Source organism: Streptomyces spinoverrucosus, from assembly GCF_015712165.1.
GTDB lineage: Bacteria > Actinomycetota > Actinomycetes > Streptomycetales > Streptomycetaceae > Streptomyces > Streptomyces spinoverrucosus_A.
This window is the reverse complement of the sequence record NZ_JADPZX010000001.1, coordinates 592,484-614,785: the sequence shown is the minus strand read 5'-3', so window position 1 is coordinate 614,785 and position 22,302 is coordinate 592,484. Positions and strand designations below refer to the sequence as shown.

20 protein-coding genes and 1 pseudogene are annotated in these 22,302 nt (G+C 70.9%); 11 read left to right on the top strand and 10 right to left on the bottom strand.

All coding sequences use genetic code 11. The features are described 5' to 3' along the window. Positions 1 to 4: 4 nt before the first annotated feature. On the bottom strand, positions 5 to 1,186 hold the full coding sequence (locus I2W78_RS02875; RefSeq protein WP_196456642.1) for a PP2C family protein-serine/threonine phosphatase: 1,182 nt from the start codon (positions 1,184 to 1,186) through the stop codon (positions 5 to 7). A 210-nt stretch (positions 1,187 to 1,396) separates the two neighbouring features. Between I2W78_RS02875 and I2W78_RS02870 the strand changes: the two genes are divergently transcribed. Continuing rightward, positions 1,397 to 2,218 (top strand): SigB/SigF/SigG family RNA polymerase sigma factor, encoded by an 822-nt coding sequence (locus I2W78_RS02870; RefSeq protein WP_196456641.1) that lies wholly within the window; start codon positions 1,397 to 1,399, stop codon positions 2,216 to 2,218. A gap of 20 nt (positions 2,219 to 2,238) precedes the next feature. Here the strand turns inward: I2W78_RS02870 and I2W78_RS02865 are convergent, their stop codons facing one another. From I2W78_RS02865 to I2W78_RS02855, 3 genes are all read right to left on the bottom strand, one after another. Then, positions 2,239 to 2,889: a zf-HC2 domain-containing protein gene (locus tag I2W78_RS02865; RefSeq protein ID WP_196456640.1), complete on the bottom strand. Its 651-nt coding sequence runs from the start codon at positions 2,887 to 2,889 to the stop codon at positions 2,239 to 2,241. A 206-nt stretch (positions 2,890 to 3,095) separates the two neighbouring features. Then, a complete protein-coding gene (locus I2W78_RS02860) occupies positions 3,096 to 3,611 on the bottom strand; it encodes a hypothetical protein (RefSeq protein WP_196456639.1) in 516 nt (171 codons plus the stop codon). Positions 3,612 to 3,745: 134 nt separating this feature from the next. Beyond that, on the bottom strand, positions 3,746 to 4,291 hold the full coding sequence (locus I2W78_RS02855; RefSeq protein WP_196456638.1) for a sigma-70 family RNA polymerase sigma factor: 546 nt from the start codon (positions 4,289 to 4,291) through the stop codon (positions 3,746 to 3,748). Positions 4,292 to 4,522: 231 nt separating this feature from the next. Here I2W78_RS02855 and I2W78_RS02850 point away from each other — a divergent pair, with 231 nt between their 5' ends. Continuing rightward, positions 4,523 to 5,701 carry a CapA family protein gene (locus tag I2W78_RS02850; RefSeq protein WP_196456636.1) on the top strand — a complete coding sequence of 393 codons (1,179 nt, stop codon included), beginning with the start codon at positions 4,523 to 4,525 and terminating at the stop codon, positions 5,699 to 5,701. 45 nt (positions 5,702 to 5,746) lie between these two features. On the opposite strand, the gene I2W78_RS02845 is transcribed toward I2W78_RS02850, so the two are convergent. Together I2W78_RS02845 and I2W78_RS02840 are read right to left on the bottom strand one after the other, a co-directional pair. After that, positions 5,747 to 7,159: an amino acid permease gene (locus I2W78_RS02845; protein WP_196456634.1), complete on the bottom strand. Its 1,413-nt coding sequence runs from the start codon at positions 7,157 to 7,159 to the stop codon at positions 5,747 to 5,749. Positions 7,160 to 7,245: 86 nt separating this feature from the next. Further along, on the bottom strand, positions 7,246 to 7,707 hold the full coding sequence (locus I2W78_RS02840) for a universal stress protein (protein WP_196456632.1): 462 nt from the start codon (positions 7,705 to 7,707) through the stop codon (positions 7,246 to 7,248). A gap of 89 nt (positions 7,708 to 7,796) precedes the next feature. Between I2W78_RS02840 and I2W78_RS02835 the strand changes: the two are divergent. After that, positions 7,797 to 9,053 (top strand): annotated as a pseudogene (locus I2W78_RS02835) (phosphatidylglycerol lysyltransferase domain-containing protein); the annotation flags it as partial. Between the two features lie 105 nt (positions 9,054 to 9,158). Next, positions 9,159 to 9,992: a polysaccharide deacetylase family protein gene (locus I2W78_RS02830; RefSeq protein ID WP_196456630.1), complete on the top strand. Its 834-nt coding sequence runs from the start codon at positions 9,159 to 9,161 to the stop codon at positions 9,990 to 9,992. Positions 9,993 to 10,023: 31 nt separating this feature from the next. On the opposite strand, the gene I2W78_RS02825 is transcribed toward I2W78_RS02830, so the two are convergent. Then, positions 10,024 to 10,686, bottom strand: a complete 663-nt coding sequence (locus I2W78_RS02825) for a class F sortase (protein WP_196464378.1) — start codon at positions 10,684 to 10,686, stop codon at positions 10,024 to 10,026. Positions 10,687 to 11,020: 334 nt separating this feature from the next. On the opposite strand from I2W78_RS02825, the gene I2W78_RS02820 reads away from it, so the two are divergent. Then, positions 11,021 to 11,506 (top strand): hypothetical protein, encoded by a 486-nt coding sequence (locus tag I2W78_RS02820; protein WP_196456628.1) that lies wholly within the window; start codon positions 11,021 to 11,023, stop codon positions 11,504 to 11,506. Positions 11,507 to 11,792: 286 nt separating this feature from the next. Here I2W78_RS02820 and I2W78_RS02815 read toward each other — a convergent pair whose 3' ends face one another. Together I2W78_RS02815 and I2W78_RS41030 are read right to left on the bottom strand one after the other, a co-directional pair. Beyond that, positions 11,793 to 12,557, bottom strand: a complete 765-nt coding sequence (locus tag I2W78_RS02815; protein WP_196456626.1) for a bestrophin-like domain — start codon at positions 12,555 to 12,557, stop codon at positions 11,793 to 11,795. 16 nt (positions 12,558 to 12,573) lie between these two features. Next, positions 12,574 to 12,702, bottom strand: coding sequence for a hypothetical protein (locus tag I2W78_RS41030; RefSeq protein ID WP_269066314.1), 129 nt, complete (start codon positions 12,700 to 12,702; stop codon positions 12,574 to 12,576). Between the two features lie 752 nt (positions 12,703 to 13,454). Here I2W78_RS41030 and I2W78_RS02810 point away from each other — a divergent pair. The 3 genes from I2W78_RS02810 to I2W78_RS02800 all read left to right on the top strand — a co-directional run bounded on the left by I2W78_RS02810 (position 13,455) and on the right by I2W78_RS02800 (position 17,636). Next, positions 13,455 to 14,447: an SCO0930 family lipoprotein gene (locus tag I2W78_RS02810; RefSeq protein ID WP_196456624.1), complete on the top strand. Its 993-nt coding sequence runs from the start codon at positions 13,455 to 13,457 to the stop codon at positions 14,445 to 14,447. Positions 14,448 to 14,685: 238 nt separating this feature from the next. Next, the gene (locus tag I2W78_RS02805; RefSeq protein ID WP_196456622.1) at positions 14,686 to 15,498 is read left to right on the top strand and encodes an SAM-dependent methyltransferase; all 813 of its coding nucleotides are present in this window, start codon (positions 14,686 to 14,688) and stop codon (positions 15,496 to 15,498) included. Then, on the top strand, positions 15,495 to 17,636 hold the full coding sequence (locus I2W78_RS02800) for a putative bifunctional diguanylate cyclase/phosphodiesterase (RefSeq protein WP_196456620.1): 2,142 nt from the start codon (positions 15,495 to 15,497) through the stop codon (positions 17,634 to 17,636). Before I2W78_RS02805 ends, I2W78_RS02800 begins: the two co-directional genes overlap by 4 nt. A gap of 107 nt (positions 17,637 to 17,743) precedes the next feature. Here I2W78_RS02800 and I2W78_RS02795 read toward each other — a convergent pair whose 3' ends face one another. Beyond that, entirely contained in the window at positions 17,744 to 18,628 is an 885-nt protein-coding gene (locus I2W78_RS02795; protein ID WP_196456618.1) for a LysR family transcriptional regulator, read from the bottom strand. Positions 18,629 to 18,747: 119 nt separating this feature from the next. On the opposite strand from I2W78_RS02795, the gene I2W78_RS02790 reads away from it, so the two are divergent. The 3 genes from I2W78_RS02790 to I2W78_RS02780 are packed head-to-tail and all read left to right on the top strand — an operon-like array spanning position 18,748 to position 22,113. Then, positions 18,748 to 19,419, top strand: a complete 672-nt coding sequence (locus tag I2W78_RS02790; RefSeq protein ID WP_196464377.1) for a succinate dehydrogenase — start codon at positions 18,748 to 18,750, stop codon at positions 19,417 to 19,419. 1 nt (position 19,420) lies between these two features. Then, a complete protein-coding gene (locus I2W78_RS02785) occupies positions 19,421 to 21,367 on the top strand; it encodes a fumarate reductase/succinate dehydrogenase flavoprotein subunit (protein WP_196456616.1) in 1,947 nt (648 codons plus the stop codon). Continuing rightward, a complete protein-coding gene (locus I2W78_RS02780; protein WP_196456614.1) occupies positions 21,364 to 22,113 on the top strand; it encodes a succinate dehydrogenase/fumarate reductase iron-sulfur subunit in 750 nt (249 codons plus the stop codon). Before I2W78_RS02785 ends, I2W78_RS02780 begins: the two co-directional genes overlap by 4 nt. Positions 22,114 to 22,302 lie beyond the last annotated feature (189 nt).

Genomic DNA, 22,302 nt, shown 5'->3' with positions numbered 1-22,302 from the left:
CCGTTCAGCGGGTCGGCGGCCACCACTCGACCAGCAGGATCGTCGCGTCGTCGCGGAGCCGGCCCGGCTGTGCGTCGAGGATCGAGTGGATCAGCTTGCGCAGGGTCTCCGGCGCCAGCTCGCCCGCGGCGGTGGCCCGGATGACGTAGTCGGCGAACCGCTCCAGACCGAACATGTCGCCGTCCCGGATCCGCGCCTCGGTGACCCCGTCGGTGTACAGCAACACCCGGTCACCGGGCTGGAGCGCGACCTCGTGCACCTTCCGCGACCGGTCGGCCAGCACCGACGGCAGCCCCATCGGCGGATCAGCATCGCGCTCCAGCGCGTCGACGAGCAGCCGCTGGTCCCGGATCAGCAGGGGTGCCGGGTGCCCGCAGTTGGTCCAGCGCAGCACGCCGCTCGCCAGGTCCAGCTGCATGAGCACGCCGGTGCAGAACTGCTCCGGCAGCCACCGGGCCAGCGCGTCGTCCACGCTCTGCACCAGCTCCGGCAGGTCGGCGCCGGTGCGCCGGGCGTTGCGGCAGGCGGCCAGCGACACGGCAGTGGTGAGCCCCGACGCCAGGTTGTGGCCCATGGCGTCGAGGACCGCGGCGTGCAGCGTGGTCTCGGTGAGGGCGTGGTCGAAGGCGTCGCCGCCGAGCTCGTAGGCGGGCTCCAGTACGGCCGTGGAGATGACGTGCCCGGTGCCGATCGTGCGGGGCGGCAGAAAGGCGCGCAGCATCTCGGCGGGCAGCTGCATCGGTTCGGTGCGGGTCCGTCGAACGAAGGACTCCTTGTACGCCCGCGCGGACGTGATCATCATGGCCAGCAGTGCGGCCAGGGCCCGGCTGCGGCGCAGTGCGACGGGGCTGAGCACCGGGCAGTGCACCGCGAGCACGCCGAGCCGCTCCGCCCCGTCCAGCAGCGGGAGCCATGCCGTCATGCCGCCGGTCTCGGACTCCTCCACCCGCAGGGACTGGGTGCGGTACGTCCAGCCCGCGAGGGAGTCGTCGACGGGCAGTGCGGAGGCGACGTCGGTCAGCGGGACCAGCCGGCGCTGCTGGAGGTCGGCGAGGTAGACCACGGAGTGCTGCAGGCCGAGCGCCTTGGAGCAGCGGGCCACGGCGGTGGACAGGTCGAGCGCCACGTTGTCCGGATTGGCGAGGAACTCCTCCAGTCGGCCCTCGCCGGGGTCCGCCGTCGTCACCTCGTCTCCCCTCGTCGGGACCGCGCCGCGGTCGGATCACGTCGTTCAGCAGTCTCACACCGCGGCCCGGGGCCTGCCCGGCGACCGGGGCGAAAAGAGGTTTTTGGTAAAAAGGGGCGAAAGTGATGAATAGGGGCAAGGGGGTACTGGGCAAGGACGGTCCGTAGGAACAACCGCCACAGCCGACCGAAAGGCTTCGAGGACCACACGATGACGACCGTCGTCACCACAGCCCCGACCGAGACCGTCACCCGCCCGGCCCGCGACGCCCCCGACACCGCCGCCGCCTTCCGCCGTCTGGCCGCGCTGCCGGACGGACCGGAGAAGGACCGGGTGCAGGAGGAGCTGCTGCGGGCGTGGCTGCCGATGGCCCACCGGATCGCCTGGCGCTTCCGGGACAAGGGGGAGACCACCGACGACCTGCGGCAGGTCGCCGCGCTCGGACTGCTGAAGGCGATACGCCGGTTCGATCCGGGCCGGGGCGCCTTCGAACCGTTCGCGATACCGACGATCAGGGGTGAGCTGCGCCGCCACTTCCGTGACCGGATGTGGGACGTGCGCGTGCCCCGCCGCGTCCAGGACCTGCGCAACACGGTCCGGGCCGCCTGCGTCGAACTGGCCCACACCCCCGGCAGCCCGCACCCCACCGTCGCCCAGCTCGTCCACCGCACCGGCCTGTGCGAGGCGGAGGTCCGCGAAGGCATGGCGGCCCTGGAGAGCTACAGCGCGCTGTCCCTGGACGCGGCGAACGGCGACGGCGACGCCGACGGCCCGAGCCTCGCGGACCTCTTGGGCGAACCCGACGACGGATTCCAGCTCGTCGTCGACCGCGAGAGCGTCAAGGACGCCGTACGGCGGCTGCCCCAGCGCGAACGCGCCATCCTCTACCTGCGCTTCTTCGAGGACTGGACCCAGAGCCGGATCGCCGAGCGGATGGGCCTCTCCCAGATGCACGTCTCCCGGCTGCTCACCCAGACCTGCGCCCGGATCCGCGACGAGACACTCCGCCCGACCGAATCCCGTGGGCGCTAGTCGGACCCCGGCTCCCGTCGCTATTTGGGGTCCAGCGTCACCAGCCGCTCCCCGGTCGACGTCCGCACCTCGTAGCGGTCGATCTGGTCGGGGTGCAGGGCGGTGGCGCCCTGCATGGTGTTGGGGCGGGCGTCGTGCCGGGGGACGGTCCAGTTGGTCGCCGTCTCCTCCGAGCCGTCGCCGCCGATCACGATCAGTTGGCAGGCCCGGGGGCCGGCCGCGTCCTTGACCTCCAGCACCACCTTGCTGCCCCAGGGCGCGTCCTCGGTCGTGACCTGCGCCCACACACCGGAGCGCTCGTCGGTGGCCTCGAGGCGTACCGCCTGGTCCCCGCGCTCGGCCACGATCGCGATCGCGGGTCCGGCCACGGCGCACACCACCGCGGCGGCCACGGCGAACAGCCGCATCCGCCGCCCGGCCCGACGCCGTGCCGCGACCTCGCCCAGCAGCCGGTCCAGCAGTCGCGGCCCGGGCCCGGCCATGGGGTGCACCGAGCGTGGGGTGGCCCGCCGGTAGAGCATCAACTGCCGTGCGGCGGGGCCGAATTCAGTGACCTGCACGGAGCACTGAGGGCACTCCATGAGGTGGTCCTCGAAACGGAAGGCGTCCGCCTCGTCCAGCACGCCGAGCGCGTACGCGCCGACGTCGCGATGCCTCTCCAGGGACCTCATGCCGAATCCTCGTGCCTTTGGGTGCGGGTGGGGTTACTCCTTGCTCCCACCGGTACGCACCAAGCCGCGGAATCACTCAAGGCCTATACAGAATCGCAACCAAGGGATTCGGAGCGGCCCGCCCCGAGGATTGGTCGGTTTCCCGACGAATCCCAGACGGACCCAGAAGGACCCAGAAGGATGTGGGGGACGAGTCCGGGGAGCGGCTAGAACAGGTGGATGGCCAGGTGCCCCAGTGGCAGCCCCAGCTGCCACGCCGGCGTCCACACCTTCGGCCCGTCGTCCTCGCCCACCGGCGGACCGCCGCCGGGGACCGCGTTCAGGTCGGGCGCGAGCAGCTCGGTCTCCTCCAGCCAGCGCCAGGCCGCCTCCGCCAGTTCCACGTCCGGCGCGGGGCCACCGGCCTCCACCGCCTCGGTGGCCACCTGCGCCATCCGCTCCCGCACCCAGTCCTGCCACGGCTGGTCGTACGCCGTCAGGGACAGCCACGTTTCCAGCTGGGAGACGACCCGGATGCCGGAGAGCTCGCCTTCGGTGTCGGACAGGAAGATCGTCAGTGCCAGGGCGTCCCGCCCGGCCCGGAACTCGAAGGACGTCGGCGGCATCAGATCGCCGGTCCGCAGCAGTTCGTCGGCGATGTACTCGGCGTACAACCAGCTCATGGGGACGGTGAGTTCACCGCCACCGGTGCCGCCCGTACTCTGGTGACCTCTGTGCTGCATCCCTTCCTGCCTTCCTCCGGTGGTGCGCGTCGCCGACCCCGGCTTCCCAGTCCGGAACACGGATAAGGACAGCCGATTACTCAACCGGGGTCCTCAGCAAGGCGCTTTACGGAGGTTTGACTCGGCGATTGGTTTCACCGCAGGTCGGCCGCGTAACCCGGAAGCACCCGGCGCAGGGCGCGCAGCGCGTAGTACGCGCGGGACTTCACGGTACCGGGCGGAATCCCCAGGGCCTGGGCCGCTTCCGCCACACTCGCCCCCTGGAAGTACACCAGCACCAGAACTTCACGGTGTTCCGGCGTGAGTGTCTTCACAGCCTCGCGCACGTCGACGGTCGCGGCCGACCGTTCGGCGTGATCGGCGCACACCCGGGCGTTCTCCAGGACCGCGTCGCCGACCTCGGGCGGGCGGGCCTGCCGGGCCCGCCGGGCGTCGATCGCGAGCCGTCGGCCCACGGTCAGCAGCCAGGGCCGTACGGACTCGAAGGTCTCGGCGCGCAGCGCCTCGGGGTGTTGCCAGGCGCGGACGAGGGTCTCCTGGACCAGGTCCTCGGCGCGCTGCCGGTCGCCGTCGCAGAGCCTGAGCAGCAGTGCGAAGAGCGGTCGGCCGTGCTCCCGCTGGAGCGCGGCGAGCTCGTGCTCGGCGGTCGTCCCGTTGGTGATGGTGGTTCCGGCCGTCATGGCCGTATGGCATCGCAGGGTGCGGGTTCAGGACAGGGAGCACACACGGTGGTGCGACGGACGGTCGAACGCGTCGGCGAACGGTACGACGAACGGTCCGCGCTGTCCGCTGATGCGACGCGGACGGGTTAAAGGGGCCCCTGAGGCTGTTTGGGCCTGTGTTCAGCTTCGTACCTATTGGTAGGTAAGTACGACCTTGTGTGTTAAGTGCGACCGCACTGGGGTGAGCTGATGATCGTAGGTATCGCACGCAGTCGGCAGGTGGCGCTGGCGCTGACCGCTGTGCTCGCCGCGGCTGCCGCCTGTCAGGCCCGCGACGAGGAGCCCGTCGCCCGCCCGGGCCCGCCGGCCGCCACGGCCGCCACCGCCGCCGGCCCCCGTGCCTTCACCCTCGTCGCCACCGGCGACGTCCTGCCGCACACGTCCGTCATCGAGCAGGCCCGCTTCGACGCGGGCGGCCTCGGCCACGACTTCGTGCCCATGTTCGCCGGCGTGGCGCCCGTGGTCTCCCGCGCCGACCTGGCGCTGTGTCACATGGAGACCGTGTTCGGCGAGAACGGCCGCTACTCCGGGGACCGCGTTTTCAGGTCCCCGCCGGAAATCGCCCAGGGCCTCGCCGACACCGGCTACGACAGCTGCTCCACCGCCTCCGAACACACCCTCGACGACGGCACGAGGGGCATCCGCCGCACCCTGGACGCCCTCGACCGGGCCGGCCTCCGCCACGCCGGGTCGGCACGCACCGTGGAGGAGGCGCTCACGGTCACGATCCTGCCCGCGGGCACGGCGCGGGTCGCCCACCTCGCCTACACCCTGGGCCCCCGCGGCCACCGGCGGCCCCCCGCCGGGCAGCCCTGGCCCGTCAACCTGATCGACGAGAGCCGGATCCTCGCGGACGCCCAGACCGCCCGGCGGGCCGGCGCCGACGTCGTCGTCCTCTCCCTGCACTGGGGCACCGAGTGGCAGGACCAGCCGGACCAGCAGCAGCTGTCCCTGGCCCGGACCCTCACGGCCGCCACCACCGGCGGCCGCCCCGACATCGACCTCATCGTCGGCACCCACGCCCACGTCCCGCAGGCGTACGAGAAGGTCAACGGCACCTGGGTGATCTACGGCATGGGCAACCAGGTCGCCGGCCAGATGACCAACCGCCGACGCGCCCCGGACCCGCGCGCCAACCAGTCCACGATCGGCCGCTTCACCTTCGCCCCGCCCGCCCGTCCCGGCGGCCGCTGGGAGGTGACGAAGGCCGAGTACATCCCGCAGTTGTTCGACATCGACGCCGGGCGGGTGGTCAACCTCAACACCGCTCTCGCCCAGGGCGCCGACGTGACCGGCGTGCGCGAGCGCATCCAGCAGGTCGTCCTCGGCCGGGGCGCGGCAAAGGACGGGCTGGTGATGGGGGAGTAGCCGGCGTGCCGTTCCTTGCAGTCGGCCTGATCCGCCGGACAGGCCCTAACGGCCCGCCAGCTTCGACTTGCGGTACGAGTAGGCGAAGTAGATCACCAGGCCCAGCGCGAACCACATGGCGAACCGCACCCAGGTCTGCCACGCGAGGAACGTGATCAGCCAGATCGAGAAGACGACACCCAGCGCCGGCACGAACGGCATCCACGGCGTACGGAAGGTGCGCGGCAGGTCCGGCTGCCGGTAGCGCAGCACGATCACCGCGATGCACACCACCACGAACGCCAGCAGGATCCCGATGTTGGTCAGTTCGGCCGCCTCGCCGATCGGCAGGAACCCGGCGATGACGGCCGACGCCACGCCGGCGATCCACGTCACCCGCGTCGGCACATGGCGGGTCGGGTGGGTCTTCGCGAACCACGCCGGCAGCAGCCCGTCCCGGGACATCGCGAACCACACCCGGGTCACGCCCAGCATGAACGTGAACATCACCGTGAGGATCCCGATGATCGCGCCCACCGCGATCACGTTGGCCAGGGAGCTCAGCCCCACCGACTCGAAAGCCGAGGAGAAGCCGCTCTCCGGGTCGATCTCCGTGTAGTTCTGCATACCCGTCAGCACCAGACACGCCGCCACGTACAGCACCATCGAGATCGCCAGCGAGTAGACGATCGCCTTCGGCATGTGCCGCTGCGCGTCCTTCGACTCCTCGGCCGCCGTGGACAACGCGTCGTACCCGAAGACCGCGAAGAACACGATGGCCGCACCGGTGAACGCCCCGCCGACGCCGTACGGGAAGAACGGGGTGTAGTTCGCGGTGTCGATGTGGAACAGGCCGACGCCGATGACCAGCAGCACCACCAGCACCTTCAGCACGACCACGACCATCTCGAAACGGGCCGCGTTCCTGATGCCGAGCGTCAGCAGGTAGGCGATGAACAGGCACAGCACCGCCGCGAAGAGGTCGACCTGGTGGCCCTCGCCGGTGCCGGGCGCGCCCAGCATCCAGCTCGGCAGGTCGGCGCCCATCTGGCCGATCAGGAAGTTGAAGTAGCCCGAGATGCCGATCGCGACCACCGCCACGATCGCCGTGTACTCCAGCAGCAGGTCCCAGCCGATGAACCAGCCCACCAGCTCGCCGAGCACCGCGTAGCCGTACGTGTAGGCGGAACCGGCCTTCGGGATGAGCCCCGCGAACTCGGCGTACGACAGCGCGGCCGCCGCGCTCGCCACGCCCGCGATGAGGAAGGACACCAGCACCGCGGGCCCGGCCGTGCCGTTGGCCACGGCGCCGGCGAGGGCGAAGATGCCCGCCCCGATGATGCCGCCCACGCCGATCGCGGTCAGCTGCCCCAGGCCCAGGGACCGGTCGAGCCGGGTACCCTCGACGATTTCCGTCTCTTCGATGTGCTCGATGGGTTTGCGGCGGAAAATCCCCTCGTCCATTCGGAGCCGGGTCATGCGCCTCACCTCTTCGCGATCGCCAAACGGCTGACGACCGATCATGATGGCTCAGCCGCACCCCCGCGAAAAGACGCCACGCACCTCTACGGCACGACTGTCACCGGCCAGCGTCCCGCCTTCACCAGCCTGATCGCCACCGAGCCGATGATCCGGTGGCCGGCCTGCTCCGAGGCGCCCACCACCACGGCGTCCGCCTTCAGCTCGTCCGCCGCCTTCACCAGGCCGTTGTAGGGGTCGCCGCGGAAGGTGTGGAACTCCCAGCGGATGTCGAATATCCCCTTGACCTGCTCGGTCGCCTCCCGGATCTGTGCCACCAGGTCCTCGGCGATCTCGTCGGTGGTCGCCGCGACGGGCGCCCCGAGAGCCGCGCCCGCCGCCAGCACGGGCTGCACGTACACGAGTGCCAGCAGCGCGTGCTGCCGCCGGGCCAGACCACCGGCGTAGGCCGCGGCGCGCAGCGAGGAGTCGGAGCCGTCCACGCCGACCACGATGACCTTCGGCCCGTCCGTGCCACGCTCGAACTGGTGTGAGTGCTGTTCCGTCACGGCCCGAGGCTATCGGAAGGAGCACCTCCGCCCGCCCGCCGACAGCGCTCGACGGGCGGGCCACGGGCGCTGTTCCTATCAGTCGAACCATGGGCGCCACCGTGGACGCCGCGACAGCCCGGGCCACCCCGGGCGGCCCGATACGGCGGCCCGGCACCGGCCTCCTCGGCAGGGTGCCGGAGGCCTTCGCGGCCTTCCTCGGCGCCCTCGGCGTGCTCTGCGCGCTGCTGGCCCTCGTCCCGCCGCTGCGCACCGCGCTGCACCCCGTCGTCCGCTTCCTCGAACTGCTCCTCGTCCCCGTCAGCGCCAACCTCGCCTACGCCGTCTTCCTCTTCCTGCTCGCCGCCGCGACCGCCGCCCGCAAGAAGGTCGCCCGGTGGCTGGTCGTCGTCCACCTCGGCCTGCTGATCCTGACCGACGCCCTCGGGGTCGCCCTGGGCGGGTACGCCGACTCGCTCCCGTCCCTGATCGTGTGCGCCCTCGCGCTGGTGCTGCTGATCGTCGCCCGCCGCGAGTTCTACGCCGCCTCCCGCCGCGGCGCCGTACGGCGGGGGCTCGGCGTCCTGCCGGCCGGGCTGGTCGTGGGGATCCTGGTCGGCTGGGGGCTGGTCGAGCTGTTCCCGGGCACGCTGCCGCGCGGGCAGCGGCTGGCGTGGGCCGCCGACCGGGTGTGCGGCGGGCTGATCCCCGGCGGCGCCTTCGACGGGCGGCCGCCGCGCTCGCTGTTCTTCCTGCTCGGTCTCTTCGGCGCGCTCGCCCTGCTGAACGCCGCCGCGACCCTCTTCCGCTCGCAGCGCCTGGAGGCCGCCCTGCACGACGACGAGGAGGCCCGCATCCGCGCCCTTCTCACGGCGTACGGCGACCGGGACTCGCTCGGCTACTTCGCCACCCGGCGCGACAAGGCCGTCGTCTTCTCACCCAGCGGCAAGGCCGCCGTCACCTACCGCGTCGAGGCCGGCGTCTGCCTGGTCGGCGGGGACCCGGTCGGCGACCGCGAGGCCTGGCCGCACGCCGTCGCCGCCTGGCTGGACCCCGCCCGCCGACACGCCTGGGCGCCCGCCGTGATGGGCGCCTCCGAGGAGGGTGCCAAGGCCTTCGCCCGCGCCGGACTGGGCGCCCTCCAACTCGGCGACGAGGCGATCGTGCACGTGCCCGGCTTCGACCTCGGCGGCCGCGACATGCGCGTCACCCGGCAGGCCGTCCACCGCGTGCGCCGCACCGGCGCCACCACCCGCGTCCGCCGCCACGCCACCCTCACCGCCGAGGAGATGGAGGAGGTCGTCGACAAGGCCGACGCCTGGCGCGACACCGAGACCGAACGCGGCTTCTCCATTCCCCTGGTGCGGCGCCGCTGAGGCACGGGCCCCCGACATCGGCCGCCCGGGTGCTTTCCTGCCGCCGCGCCGGTGTCGCTGGGGTGGGTCTGGGGTGGGTGGGGCGACTGATGAGTCATGAAGAAGGATCAGTTGCTCACCCGCCGACGGGCGTTGATCGCCGGTCTGGGCGCCCTGGGCGCTGCCGGTGCCGCCGGTCTGCTGACATCGGGCACGGGCGGTGAGCCCGGCCCGACCGCCGCCCCGGCCCCCGGACCACCGGCGCGCCGCCCGCTCAGGCCCTCCGCCTACCGCCTCCAGCCCCTGGCCGGATACGGCCCGTCGAACGCCTCCGGCCGCACCCCGGTCCGCCGCGAACCCCTGCTGCGCATGTCCGGAATCGGCCGCACCATGGTGCTGACCTTCGACGACGGCCCCGACCCCCGCTACACCCCCGACATCCTGCGCACCCTGCGCGAGTACGACGTGCCCGCGATGTTCTTCGTGTGCGGCGAGATGGCCGCCGAGCACCGGGACCTGCTCGCCGAGATGGCCGAGGACGGCCACGTCGTCGGCAACCACACCTGGTCCCACCCCCTGCTCACCCAGCTCACCCGAGCCCGCATCCGCACCGAGATGGAACGCACCAGCGCGGTCATCGAGGAGGCGTACGGCGAACGCCCGCTGTGGTTCCGCGCCCCCTACGGCGCCTGGAACCGCGCCGCCTTCCAACTCGGCGCCGAACTCGGCATGGAACCCCTCGCCTGGACCGTCGACACCCTCGACTGGACCGAGCCCGGCACCCGCACCATCGTCGACCGGGTGGAGGAAGGCGCCGGCCCCGGCGTCGTGATCCTCGCGCACGACGCCGGGGGCGACCGGTCGCAGAGCGTGTGGGCGCTGCGCGACTATCTGCCCCACCTGCTGGACGCCGGATACCACCTCACCGTGCCGCGCCGGTACCAGGTGTGACCCGGCGGCCGACCGCCCGGTCGGGGCACGCTCAGCGGACCTCGACCAGGCGGGCGAAGACGACGACGTTCCCCTCGTATCCGTTCTGCTTGGAGAAACCACCGCCGCAGGTGATGACCCGCAGTTCCGGGACGCCCTTGGAACCGTAGACACGGTCGCCGGGGAAATTCTCCTTCGCGAAAACCTCGACGCCGTAAATCTCGAAAACGGCCGTCTTCTGGTCCTGCCGTACCACCTCGACCCGGTTTCCGCGCCTCAGCCCGCCAAGGCCGTAGAACACGGCGGGCCCCTGCAGGTTGTCGACATGGCCGACGACCACGGCGGTGCCCTTTTCGCCGGGGGACACGGCACCGGTGAACCAGCCCGCCAGATTGGGGTCCTCGGGGGGCGGCGCGTCCACCCAGCCCGCCGCGTCCAGGCCGACGGGCGTGACGGGCGCGTCGACCTGGATCGCCGGAATCCTTATCCAGCCGGGCAGGGAGTACGGCAGCGCCGACGGGGTGTTCGTGAAGGTGTCCGGAGTTGCGCGGCTGTCCACGGCCGCAGCCGACGCGGGCTGCGGCGGGCCCACGTCGAACTCACCCGAGCCATTTCGAATGAGCGCGAGTCCGGTCAGCAGAACAAGCGCTATCACGCCCCATGGGGCACGCCTCCGCCGCGGCTCCTCCTCTTCCTCCATTTCGGAGAAGTACATGGTGTCATCCCCTCTCGACGCGGCCGTCGCCACGTCATTCAGCGCACGGGAGAACGCTAAGTCCCCGGCGGGAAACCGGCGACGGGAGAGATACGAATGGGTGGTCCCGGCCAAGGGTGGTGCGCCATCCGAGTTGCCGCGCGCAGGATTTTTCTGACGGTCCGTGACCTGCGGCGATATGTGATCGTGTGGTTTTCCCCCGGCGTGTTGCCTCACCAGGACGGACTATCGCCGACATGCGAGTTTTCGCACCGCAACTGAGGGTTTTGCTGGGAGACGCTTTCTCGCCGATCGACCGGGGACGGGCCCCGGGGCGTCTTCCGCGGAGGATGACATGCGAAACTCTCGTGCCCTGGCGGTCTCCGCCGCGGTGGCCGCCGTAGTCGGGGTCGCGGCCCCGGCGGCCGTCGCGGGGGACACCCCGAGCAATATCGTCGCCCTGCCCAGCGTCATCGCCCGCGGTGGCCAGATGACGATCACCGTCGACGGCTGCCCGCGGGGCGGAACCGTGAACTCCGAGGCCTTCCGCACAGCCACGCTGTCGCCGATCAACGGTGCCAACCAGACCTCGAGAGCCCAGACGACCATCTACAGCGACGCCAGCCCCGGCACCTACAACATCACCGTCTTCTGCTCGGGCCGCAGGCTGACCCGTCCGAACGCCTTCACCGTCATCGGCGGTGTCCGGGGCGGTCTGGGCGGCAGCAGCTCCACCGGGGCGACGCCGACCGACATGGCCATCGGCGGGGGCCTCGTCGCCGCGGCCGTCATCGGTGGCGGCGTGTTCTGGATGCGCCGCCGCTCCGAGAAGCGCATCTGACGCGCCGCCCCGCGCCTGGAGACCCGATCGCACGTACGGGCGTCGGCCCCGGACCCCAGGAGGATCCGGGGCCGACGCATGGTGGCGTTGAAGAGGTTCTCCTCCTGCCAACAGGTGTCACAACTACGACGCATGACCGCCACGCTAGGAACGGCTGGGCGTGCGCGCGATCGCAGTCGTGCGAACGGGGCAACCGTGTGGGCCGCTCGGGGTACGGCGGCGGCGTGCCGTGCCTCCCCCGGCGGCCCGTGCTGAGCGGGCGTCAGCCGTTGCCTGCGGGACCCGGTCAGCCCTTGGCGTCCGGGAAGAGATCCAGGAACGGCTCGTACGAAGCCGTGACACCGCGGCTGTAGGGCGAGTCGAAGTCCCAGATCAGGAAGAGCAGGAAGGCGATCAGCGCGGAGAACAGCACGGCGAGGACCAGTTCGCGCGGGGTGCGCCGGATCTGCAGGGCGAGAATCATCCCGACGGTGACCACGGCCCCGGCGATGAGTCCGAACCACACCACACCCGGCATGGTCGGCTCGGTCGAGTCCGCGCGCGCATGGCGTGCCCGGTCCGCCTCCGCCACCTGGTCGATGAGCGGCTGGTAGGCCTGGGCCTCGAAGTCGCTCCTCGGCTCGTAGTCCGTGACGCTCGCGCGCACCTGGTCCAGCAGCTCGGTGCCGCGCTCGGTGACCTTGCCCTCGTCGGCCATCGCCTTCCACTCGGTGCTGACGACGTGTCCGACATAGGTGTTGACATCCTCCCGAATGCGCTCACGTACCTCGGGTGGATAGACCCGGACCCGTTCCGTGATCTCGTGCAGCGCCTGGGCCTCCGCCCGCACGTGGTCCTGGGCGACGCTGCGCGCCTCCCAGACCCCGGCGATGGCCAGGCCGAGCACGATGGCGTACACCACGCCGATCCACATCGTCATGTACTCGATGACGTCCGGGGTCTCGGAGGGATCCTCGTCCTCGGACGCCGCACGGTGCCGTAGCAGGGTGATGAGGACCACCAGGGCGCAGGCGGCCAGCATCGCGAGGGTGAGAACAAGCCATTCCGGCAACGGATGCCTCCAGGGGTCAGCGCGGGCGCAGCGCGGCGACGGCGAGCAGCGCGGGCACGGTGATGAGCAGGACGTAGGTGACCGGCGACTGACCGCCCTGCGACGGCCGGTTGCGCGGCGGGGTGCGGTAGCGCGGGTAGTTCACCGGCGTCACGGTCGGACGCGGGGTGGGCTTGGCCGACGGTGACGGCGCCGGTGACGGCGTGGGGGTCGGGGTCGGCGGCGGGGGTGGCGGGGGCGCCGGTGCCGGTGGCGGTGCCGGAGCCGGTGGCGGCGGTGCGGGCCGGGGTGGTGGCTCGGGCCGCTGAGTGGGCGTCGGCTTCGGCGGGGGCGCGGGCTTCGGCGGGGGTGGCGGCGGTGGTGGCGGGGTCGGTTTCGGGGGTGGCTTCGGTGTCGGCGTCGGCGTCGGACTGGGCGTGGGGGTGGGGCTGGGGCACGTCGGGGGAGTGGGCCACGTCCGGCTCCCCGCGACCGCCACCGCCTCCGCGCCGCCCGGTCCGGTCGACGCGTACGCACAGGAGTCGGCCACCGCCGCACCGACCGGGGCGCCGACGAGCGCCGCGGTGAGTGTCACCAGGACCAACAGCCGTACGCCGACGCGCGATTGGATCGGTTCGGAACCATGCACGCTTCGAGATCATGAGGCTTTTCGGACCGCCACACGCCCGGGCGGCGGGGGATTGCCCCGAACGGGGGAAATGGGCGCAGTCGGGTTTGATCGGCGGCCGGCCCTGCGCCGGGCCACGGGCCACGGGCTGCGGCCACAGGCCCGATCACAGGTTCCGGAAAGAAATCTCCGATCCGGTTGAACACAACCGGCGTCCGCGTTCGTACCCATTGTCGTGCGGCGGCACAGCAGGGCGCTGCAATATCCTTGTGATGATCGGGGAGTTGACGATGAAGACCTCCTGGCGGAGCGCCTCGCTCGTGGCGAGCGCCGCGGCCGTACTGGCGCTGACGACGGCGTGCGGTCAGGAAAGTGGACCGCAGTCGGCCAGTCAGAACGTGGGCGCGACGGCCCCGGCCGGCGGATACGACGGAGGCACGGGACTCGGCACCGGCGCCGGTACGGGCACGGGCACCGGAACCGGCGCGGGTGCGGCGACGGACGAGCAGAACGCCGCAGGACAGGCCGCCCCCGCGGGCAAGTTGTCGGTCGCGGCCAACACGGAACTCGGGCAGGTGCTGACCGACAGTGCCGGCCGTACCCTCTACCGGTTCGACCAGGACACGGCCGAACCGCCCAAGACCAACTGCGAGGGCGACTGCGCGACCGCCTGGCCGCCCGTCCCCGCGGGCGACGCCACCGCGGGCGAGGGCATCGACGAGTCGCAGCTCGGCGAGGTCACCCGCCCCGACGGCACCAAGCAGCTGACCATCGGCGGCTGGCCGGCGTACCGCTATGCCAAGGACGTCAACCCTGGTGACACCAAGGGCCAGGGTGTGGGCGGCACTTGGTACGCGCTGGCCCCGGACGGCAAGAAGGCCTCGGCCTCCGCGGAGGACCTGCCCGGACTGTCCACCCGTAACGACCCTGAGCTCGGCGAGATCGTCATCGACAAGAACGGCCACACGGTCTACCGCTTCATGAAGGACTCGCAGTGGCCGATGAAGACCGCGTGCACCGGCGAGTGCCTGGAGAAGTGGCCCGTCGTCGCGCCGGTCGACGAGAAGGACACCAAGGGCATCGACCTGCAGGGCTCCACGCCCAACCGGGGTTACGTCGTCTTCGACCGTCCCGACGGGATCAAGCAGCAGACCATCGACTGCATTCCGATCTACACCTTCGCCGGCGACAAGAAGCCCGGTGACACCAACGGTCAGGGCGTGGGCGGCACTTGGTTCGCCATTCGGCCCGACGGCAAGCCGGTCGGCGCGTCCGGAGAGTAACGGCACAGAGGACCTCCCCCGGTTCCAGGGCCCGGCGCACGACCCAGCGGTCCGCATCTCACGCCAGCGCGTGGGATGCGGACCGCTTCGCGTCCATTCACCGGGCGTCGTCGATTCGGCACGTGCCGCAGGCAGTGACCGGGAACGGACGGTCAATTTCCGGTTCCGCTCGCTCCATTGGCGGGCGATCAGTAGCCTCTGCTCGAACACCGGATCGCCTACGCCTTCGGAGAGATAGATGGAGCGTCCCGCCTGGGCCCCACGGAGCATCGACATCTCGGTGCCGAGTGTCGCGCGGATCTACGACTACTACCTGGGCGGTTCGCACAACTTCGAGGTCGACCGGGAGGCGGCCCGCAGGGCGATGGAGTTCATGCCGGGACTGCCGAAGATCATGCAGGCGAACCGGGCGTTCATGCGCCGCGCGGTGCGCTACGCGGCCGGCGAGGGCATCACGCAGTTCCTGGACATCGGTTCGGGTATCCCCACGTACGGAAACGTCCACGAGGTGGCCCAGACGGCCAGCCCCGGCGCGCGGGTGGTCTACGTCGACCACGACCCGGTCGCCGTCGCGCACAGCCAGGCAGTTCTCGAAGGCAACGAGGACGCGGGCGTGGTCGCGGCCGATCTGCGCAAGCCCCAGGACATCCTGTCCGACCCGCAGGTGGAGCAACTGATCGACCTGAAGCGGCCGGTGGCGCTGCTGCTGGTTGCCATACTGCACTTCGTGGAGGACGTGGACGACCCGTACGGGGCGGTGGCTCAACTGAGCGACGCACTGGCGCCCGGCAGCATGCTGGTTCTGACGCATGCCTCGTACGAGGGAATCCCGCTGCCACCCGAGCGGGCGGGTGGCGCGGTCGACGTATACAAGGACCTCCGCAACCCGCTGATCATGCGCTCGCGCGAGGAGATCGCGCGGTTCTTCGAGGGGTACGACATGGTGGAACCGGGACTGGTGCCGATGCCCGTCTGGCGGCCGGACACCGCGCCGGAGGACGAGGATCCGTATGCCTTCTCCGGTTTCGCGGGCGTGGGGATGACGGCGTGATCGCGGAGCCGGACGGGCCGGAGGACAGACTGCGGCGGTTCGCGACGATCTGGAGCCGGGCGGTCTATCCGGCCACTTCCACGTCGCTGACCAGACCGGAGTTCGAGGAACAACTGCTGCCGCTGGCCCGGAGGCTGAGCGCGGCGCTGCGCGCCCGGACCTTCGACTCGGCCGAGGGCCGCGCGGTCGGCGCCGCCCTGGTCGACACGCACTGCACTGATCCGGAGGCGCTCAGCCGGGCCCTGGACTGCGTCGACGCCTACCTGGTGCTCTACTGCGGCGACGACGGCCCCCAGGAGGACCTGCGGGCCCGGTCGGCACGGCTGCAGCACGCCATGGCCGCCGGGTTCGCCCAGGCGCTGCGCGAGCGCACCCTGGCCGAGCAGGAGTCCATCGCGCAGGCCGCGCTGCGCGCCCAGGGCGTGGTGGCGCAGGCGCTGCACGCCAGCGAAGCCCGCTTCCGCGCGGTGTTCGAAGGCGCGGCCATAGGCATCGGCATCGCCGACCTCGACGGCAACGTCCTGGAGGTCAACGGCGCGCTGACGCGTATGTTCGGCGGCTCCGAACAGAACGTGCGCGGCCGCAACGTCCAGGAGTGGACCCACGCCGACGACGCCCCCCAGGTCTGGCGGCTCTACGAGGAGCTGGTGCGCGGCGAACGCGAGCACTACCACGTGGAGAAGGCCTTCTACCGGCCCGACGGAACGGTCCTGTGGACCAACCTCACCGTCTCCCTGCTGCGCGACCCCGACGGCAACCCGCAGTACCAGCTGGCGCTGATGGAGGACACCACCGAGCGGCGGCTGCTCAACCTCCGGCTGCGCTACGAGGCCACCCACGACGCCCTCACCGGACTGCCCAACCGCACCCTCTTCTTCGAACGCCTGGAGAAGGTCCTGAGCGCGGGCGAGGGCCAGCGGTTCGGCCTGTGCTATCTCGACCTCGACGGCTTTAAGACCATCAACGACAGCCTCGGCCACGCGGCCGGCGACCGGCTGCTCGTCGAGGTCGCCGACCGGCTCCAGGCCTGCGCCACCGCGCCCGGCGAGATGGTCGCCCGCCTCGGCGGCGACGAGTTCGTCGCCCTGACGACCGGTCCCGACACCCCGCGCGAGGTCGACGAACTCGCCGCCCGGATCATGAACGCCCTCGTCGCCCCGATCAGCGTCGACGGCCGGGAGCTGACCGTGCGCGGCAGCATCGGCGTCGTCGAGGGCGCGGCGGGGGAGCGCAGCGCGGCCGAGGTACTGCGCAGCGCCGACATCACCATGTACCGGGCCAAGTCGGCCGGCGGTAACCGCTTCGAGGTGGCCGACGCCGAGGCCGACGCCCGCGCCATCACCCGGCACGGGCTCACCACGGCGCTGCCGACCGCTCTGGACCGGGGCGAGTTCTTCATCGAGTACCAGCCCCTGGTCCACCTCGGCGACGGCAGCGTGCGCGGCGCCGAGGCCCTGGTCCGCTGGCTCCACCCCCAGCACGGTGTCCTCGGCCCCGACCGCTTCATCCCGCTCGCCGAACACACCGGGCTGATCGTGCCGCTGGGCCGCTGGGTCCTGGAGCAGTCGGTGCGCCAGGCCCGCGACTGGCGAGAACGCTACGCCGCGACGACGACCGCCCCCTTGCGGATCAACGTCAACCTCTCCCCGTGCCAGCTCAGCCACCCCGGCCTGGTGCAGGACACCGTCGACATCCTGGAGGCGGAGGGTGTCGCGCCCGACGCCCTGTGCCTGGAGGTCACCGAGTCCGCGCTGATCGGCGCCGACGACGACCTGCTCAAGCCGCTGCGCCGACTGGCCGAGATGGGCGTCGACATCGCCCTGGACGACTTCGGCACCGGCTACTCCAACCTCGCCAACCTGCGCCGCCTCCCGGTGAGCATCCTCAAGCTGGACCGCTCCTTCACCCAGAGCATGCAGCAGTTCCCGGCCGACCCCGTCGACCTCAAGATCGTCGAAGGCATCGTCTCCCTGGCCCACAGCCTCGACCTCGCGGTCACGGTCGAGGGCGTGGAAACCGGCGCCCAGGCCGAACAACTCCGCATACTCGGCTGCGACACGGCCCAGGGCTGGTACTACGCCCGCCCCGGCCCCCCGGAGCGCCTCCACGAACTGGCCCTGGCCGACGCAACGCCTTAGGCTGCACGCCCCTAAGGGGCGCGGGGAACTGCGCGACAAGCCACAACGAAACCCGCACCCCCCGACGGCGCTTTTGGTGAAACGGCGCTACCGGAACACAACTCCCCTCACCGCTCAAGAAGCATCCGCTGCAACTCCCGAGCGGCCCGAGGCGGAGCAACATCACTCCGGTGCGCCAGCGCGATCGTGCGATCCAGTCCGGGCCGGGCCAGCGGCGTAACCCGCAACCCCCGCCCGGACCGCGCGGCAACCATGCGCGGCACCACGGCAACCCCCAACCCCGCCCGCACAAACCCCAACACCGCGTCCATCTCCCCACCCTCCACCGCGAAATCCGGCTCGAACCCAGCGGAGCGACACGCCGCGACCGTCAGCTCCCGCAGGTCGTACCCGTGCCGGAACATCACCAGCCGCTCCCCCTCCAGATCCGCGATCCGCACGGTCCGCCGCCCCTCACCCGGCCGCGCCGCCTCCGGCGACGACACCACCACCAGGTCCTCCCGCAGCAACTCCACCGTCGTCAGCGCCGGCGACGGCGTCGGCAGCGGCAGCACGACGAGCGCGAGATCGAGCGCACCGCGCGCGAGATGCCGTACGAGATCGTGCGAGCCGCCCTCCTCGATCAGCAGCTGGATCCCCGGATAGCGGTCGTGGAAGGCCCGCAGCACATCCGGCAGCAGACCCGTGCACAGACTCGGCGTGGCCCCCAGCCGCACCCGACCCCGCCGTAGCTGCACCAGCTCCTGCACCTCGTGCCGCGCGGTGTCCGCGTCGGCCAGGATCCGCCGGGCCAGCGGCAGCAGCGCCTCGCCCGCGTCCGTCAGCGTGATGTTGCCGCGCGCCCGCAGGAAGAGATCCGCCCCCAGCTCCCGCTCCAGCGCCTTGATCTGCTGCGACAGCGACGGCTGGGCGACATGGACCAGATCGGCGGCCCGGGTGAAGTGCCGGGTCTCGGCCACCGCCACGAAGTACTGGAGCTGCTGGAACTGCATACAGCCAGCATAGGCCTCTCCTATCGAATCAAGCCGGACCATGTCTTGGACTGATCAGGTGGTGCACGCCTAGCGTGCGTGGCATGGCTCTGGCAACGCGGACGGACCGACGGTCGTCCATGGCGCGCACGATGTGGGACAGCTCCGTCGGCAAGAAGACCGTGATGGCGGTCAGCGGTCTGATCATGCTGCTGTACCTGGTCGCCCACATGATCGGCAACCTGAAGATCTTCTTCGGCGCCGGCGAGTTCAACCACTACGCGCACTGGCTGCGCACCGTCGGCGAGCCGTTCATGCACTACGAGTGGACGCTGTGGCTGATCCGCGTCGTCCTCGTCGTCGCGGTCGTCGCCCACGCCGTCTCCGCGTACCAGCTGAGTCGCCGCGACATCAAGGCGCGCCCCAGCAAGTACGTGCACAAGAAGCCGCGCGCCTCCTATGCGACGCGCACGATGCGCTGGGGCGGGATCATCCTCGCCCTGTTCATCGTCTGGCACATCCTCGACCTGACCACCGGCACCGTGCACACGGGCGGCTTCGAGACCGGCAAGCCCTACCAGAACGTCGTGGACACCTTCTCCACCTGGTACGGCAACGTCATCTACATCGTCGCGATGCTCGCCGTCGGCCTGCACATCCGGCACGGCTTCTGGAGCGCCGCCCAGACCCTCGGCGTCGGCAGCCGCACCCGCGACCGCGCCCTGAAGACCACGGCCAATGTCCTCGCGTTGCTGCTCACGGCCGGCTTCATCGCCGTCCCCGTGGGCGTCATGACCGGAGTGGTGAGCTGAGATGACCTACACCGAGTACGCGACCGGCGAGCCGGTCGTCGACACCAAGGCCCCCACCGGGCCGATCAACGAGCGCTGGGACAAGCGCCGCTTCGAGGCCAAGCTGGTCAACCCCGCCAACCGGCGCAAGCACACCGTCATCGTGGTCGGCACCGGCCTCGCGGGCGGCTCCGCGGGCGCCACGCTCGCCGAACAGGGCTACCACGTCGTCCAGTTCTGCTACCAGGACTCCCCGCGCCGCGCCCACTCCATCGCCGCGCAAGGAGGCATCAACGCGGCGAAGAACTACCGCAACGACGGCGACTCCATCCACCGCCTGTTCTACGACACCGTCAAGGGCGGCGACTTCCGCGCCCGTGAGTCCAACGTGCACCGGCTCGCGCAGATCTCCGTCGAGATCATCGACCAGTGCGTGGCGCAGGGCGTCCCCTTCGCGCGCGAGTACGGTGGTCTGCTCGACACCCGCTCCTTCGGCGGCGTCCAGGTGTCGCGAACGTTCTACGCCCGTGGCCAGACGGGTCAGCAGCTCCTGCTCGGCGCCTACCAGGCCCTCAGCCGGCAGATCGCCGCGGGCAACGTCGAGATGCACCCCCGTACCGAGATGCTCGACCTGATCGTCGTCGACGGGCGGGCGCGCGGGATCGTGGCCCGGGATCTGATCACAGGCAAGATCGACACCTACTTCGCGGACGCGGTCGTACTCGCCAGCGGCGGTTACGGAAACGTCTTCTACCTGTCGACCAACGCGATGAACTCCAACGCCACCGCCGTCTGGCGGGCGCACCGGCGTGGCGCGTACTTCGCCAACCCCTGTTTCACCCAGATCCACCCCACCTGCATCCCGCGTACCGGCGACCACCAGTCGAAGCTCACGCTGATGAGTGAGTCGCTGCGCAACGACGGCCGGATCTGGGTGCCCAAGGCCAAGGGCGACCAGCGGCCCGCGCACCAGATCCCCGAGGACGAGCGCGACTACTACCTGGAACGGATCTACCCGTCCTTCGGCAACCTCGTCCCCCGCGACATCGCCTCCCGCGCCGCGAAGAACGTCTGCGACGAGGGCAGGGGAGTGGGCCCCGGCGGACAGGGCGTCTACCTCGACTTCGCGGACGCCATCAAGCGGATGGGCCGCGAGGCGGTCGAGGCGAAGTACGGCAACCTCTTCGACATGTACCAGCGGATCACCGACGAGGATCCGTACGAGGTGCCGATGCGGATCTACCCCGCCGTGCACTACACGATGGGCGGTCTGTGGGTCGACTACGACCTCCAGACGACCATCCCCGGCCTGTTCGCGATCGGTGAGGCCAACTTCTCCGACCACGGCGCCAACCGCCTCGGCGCCTCCGCGCTGATGCAGGGCCTGGCCGACGGCTACTTCGTGCTCCCGGCGACCATCAACGACTACCTGGCGCGCAACCCGCACCAGGACACGGTCACCGACGAACACCCGGTGGTGCAGGAGGTGCTGGCCGAGACCCAGGACCGGATCAACCTGCTGCTCGCCGTCGACGGCGACCGCACGCCCGACTCCTTCCACCGCGAGGTCGGCGAACTGATGTGGGAGTTCTGCGGCATGGCCCGCACCGACTCCGGGCTGCGCAAGGCCCTGGAGCGGATCCCGCAGATCCGTGAGGAGTTCTGGCGGCGGATCAAGGTGCCGGGCACCGGCGAGGAGTTCAACCAGTCGCTGGAGAAGGCCAACCGGATCGTCGACTACCTGGAGCTCGCCGAGCTGATGTGCCTCGACGCGCTGCACCGCTCCGAGTCCTGCGGCGGCCACTTCCGCGAGGAGTCGCAGACCCCGGACGGCGAGGCAGCCCGCAGGGACGACGAGTTCTCGTACGCGGCCGCCTGGGAGTTCACCGACACCGGCGAGGCCCCCGTCCTGCACAAGGAAGACCTGGTCTTCGAGTACGTCCACCCCACCCAGCGGAGCTACGCATGAAGCTCACCCTGCGCGTCTGGCGGCAGCAGAACGCCGACGCCGACGGCACCATGTCCACGTACGAGGTGGACGGCATCTCACCCGACATGTCCTTCCTGGAGATGCTCGACACCCTCAACGAGGAGCTCATCCTCAAGGGTGAGGACCCGGTCGCCTTCGACCACGACTGCCGCGAGGGCATCTGCGGCGCCTGCTCGCTCGTCATCAACGGCGACGCGCACGGCCCGGAGCGCACCACCACCTGCCAGCTGCACATGCGGTCCTTCAACGACGGCGACACGATCGACGTCGAGCCGTGGCGGGCCGCCGCCTTCCCGGTGATCAAGGACCTGGTCGTGGACCGGTCGGCGTTCGACCGGATCATCCAGGCCGGCGGCTACATCACCGCCCCGACCGGCGCCGCGCCCGAGGCGCACGCCACGCCGGTGCCGAAACCGGACGCCGACTTCGCCTTCGAGCACGCCGAATGCATCGGCTGCGGCGCGTGCGTGGCCGCCTGCCCGAACGGCTCGGCGATGCTCTTCACCTCCGCCAAGGTCAACCACCTGAACGTGCTCCCGCAGGGCGCACCGGAGCGTGAGAGCCGCGTCCTCGACATGGTGGCGCAGATGGACGAGGAGGGCTTCGGCGGCTGCACCCTCACCGGGGAGTGCGCCACCGCCTGCCCCAAGGGCATCCCGCTGATGTCCATCACCGGCATGAACAAGGAGTGGCTGCGCGCCACCCGCAAGGCGGCCAAGAAGTAATGCCGCCCAGGTAGGGAAGACGTTCGCCGGCAGGGGGCGGACGGGCGGGACCGGGAGTGGTGCTCATCCCCGGTCCCGTCTCGCTTTCCGGCCCACCCCTGGCATTCAACATCCGCACATCCCCGCTCCGGTCACAGGTCACGCGCACGCCAACCGGCATAGGAAGAACTGTGGCGGCAGGCCGAACGA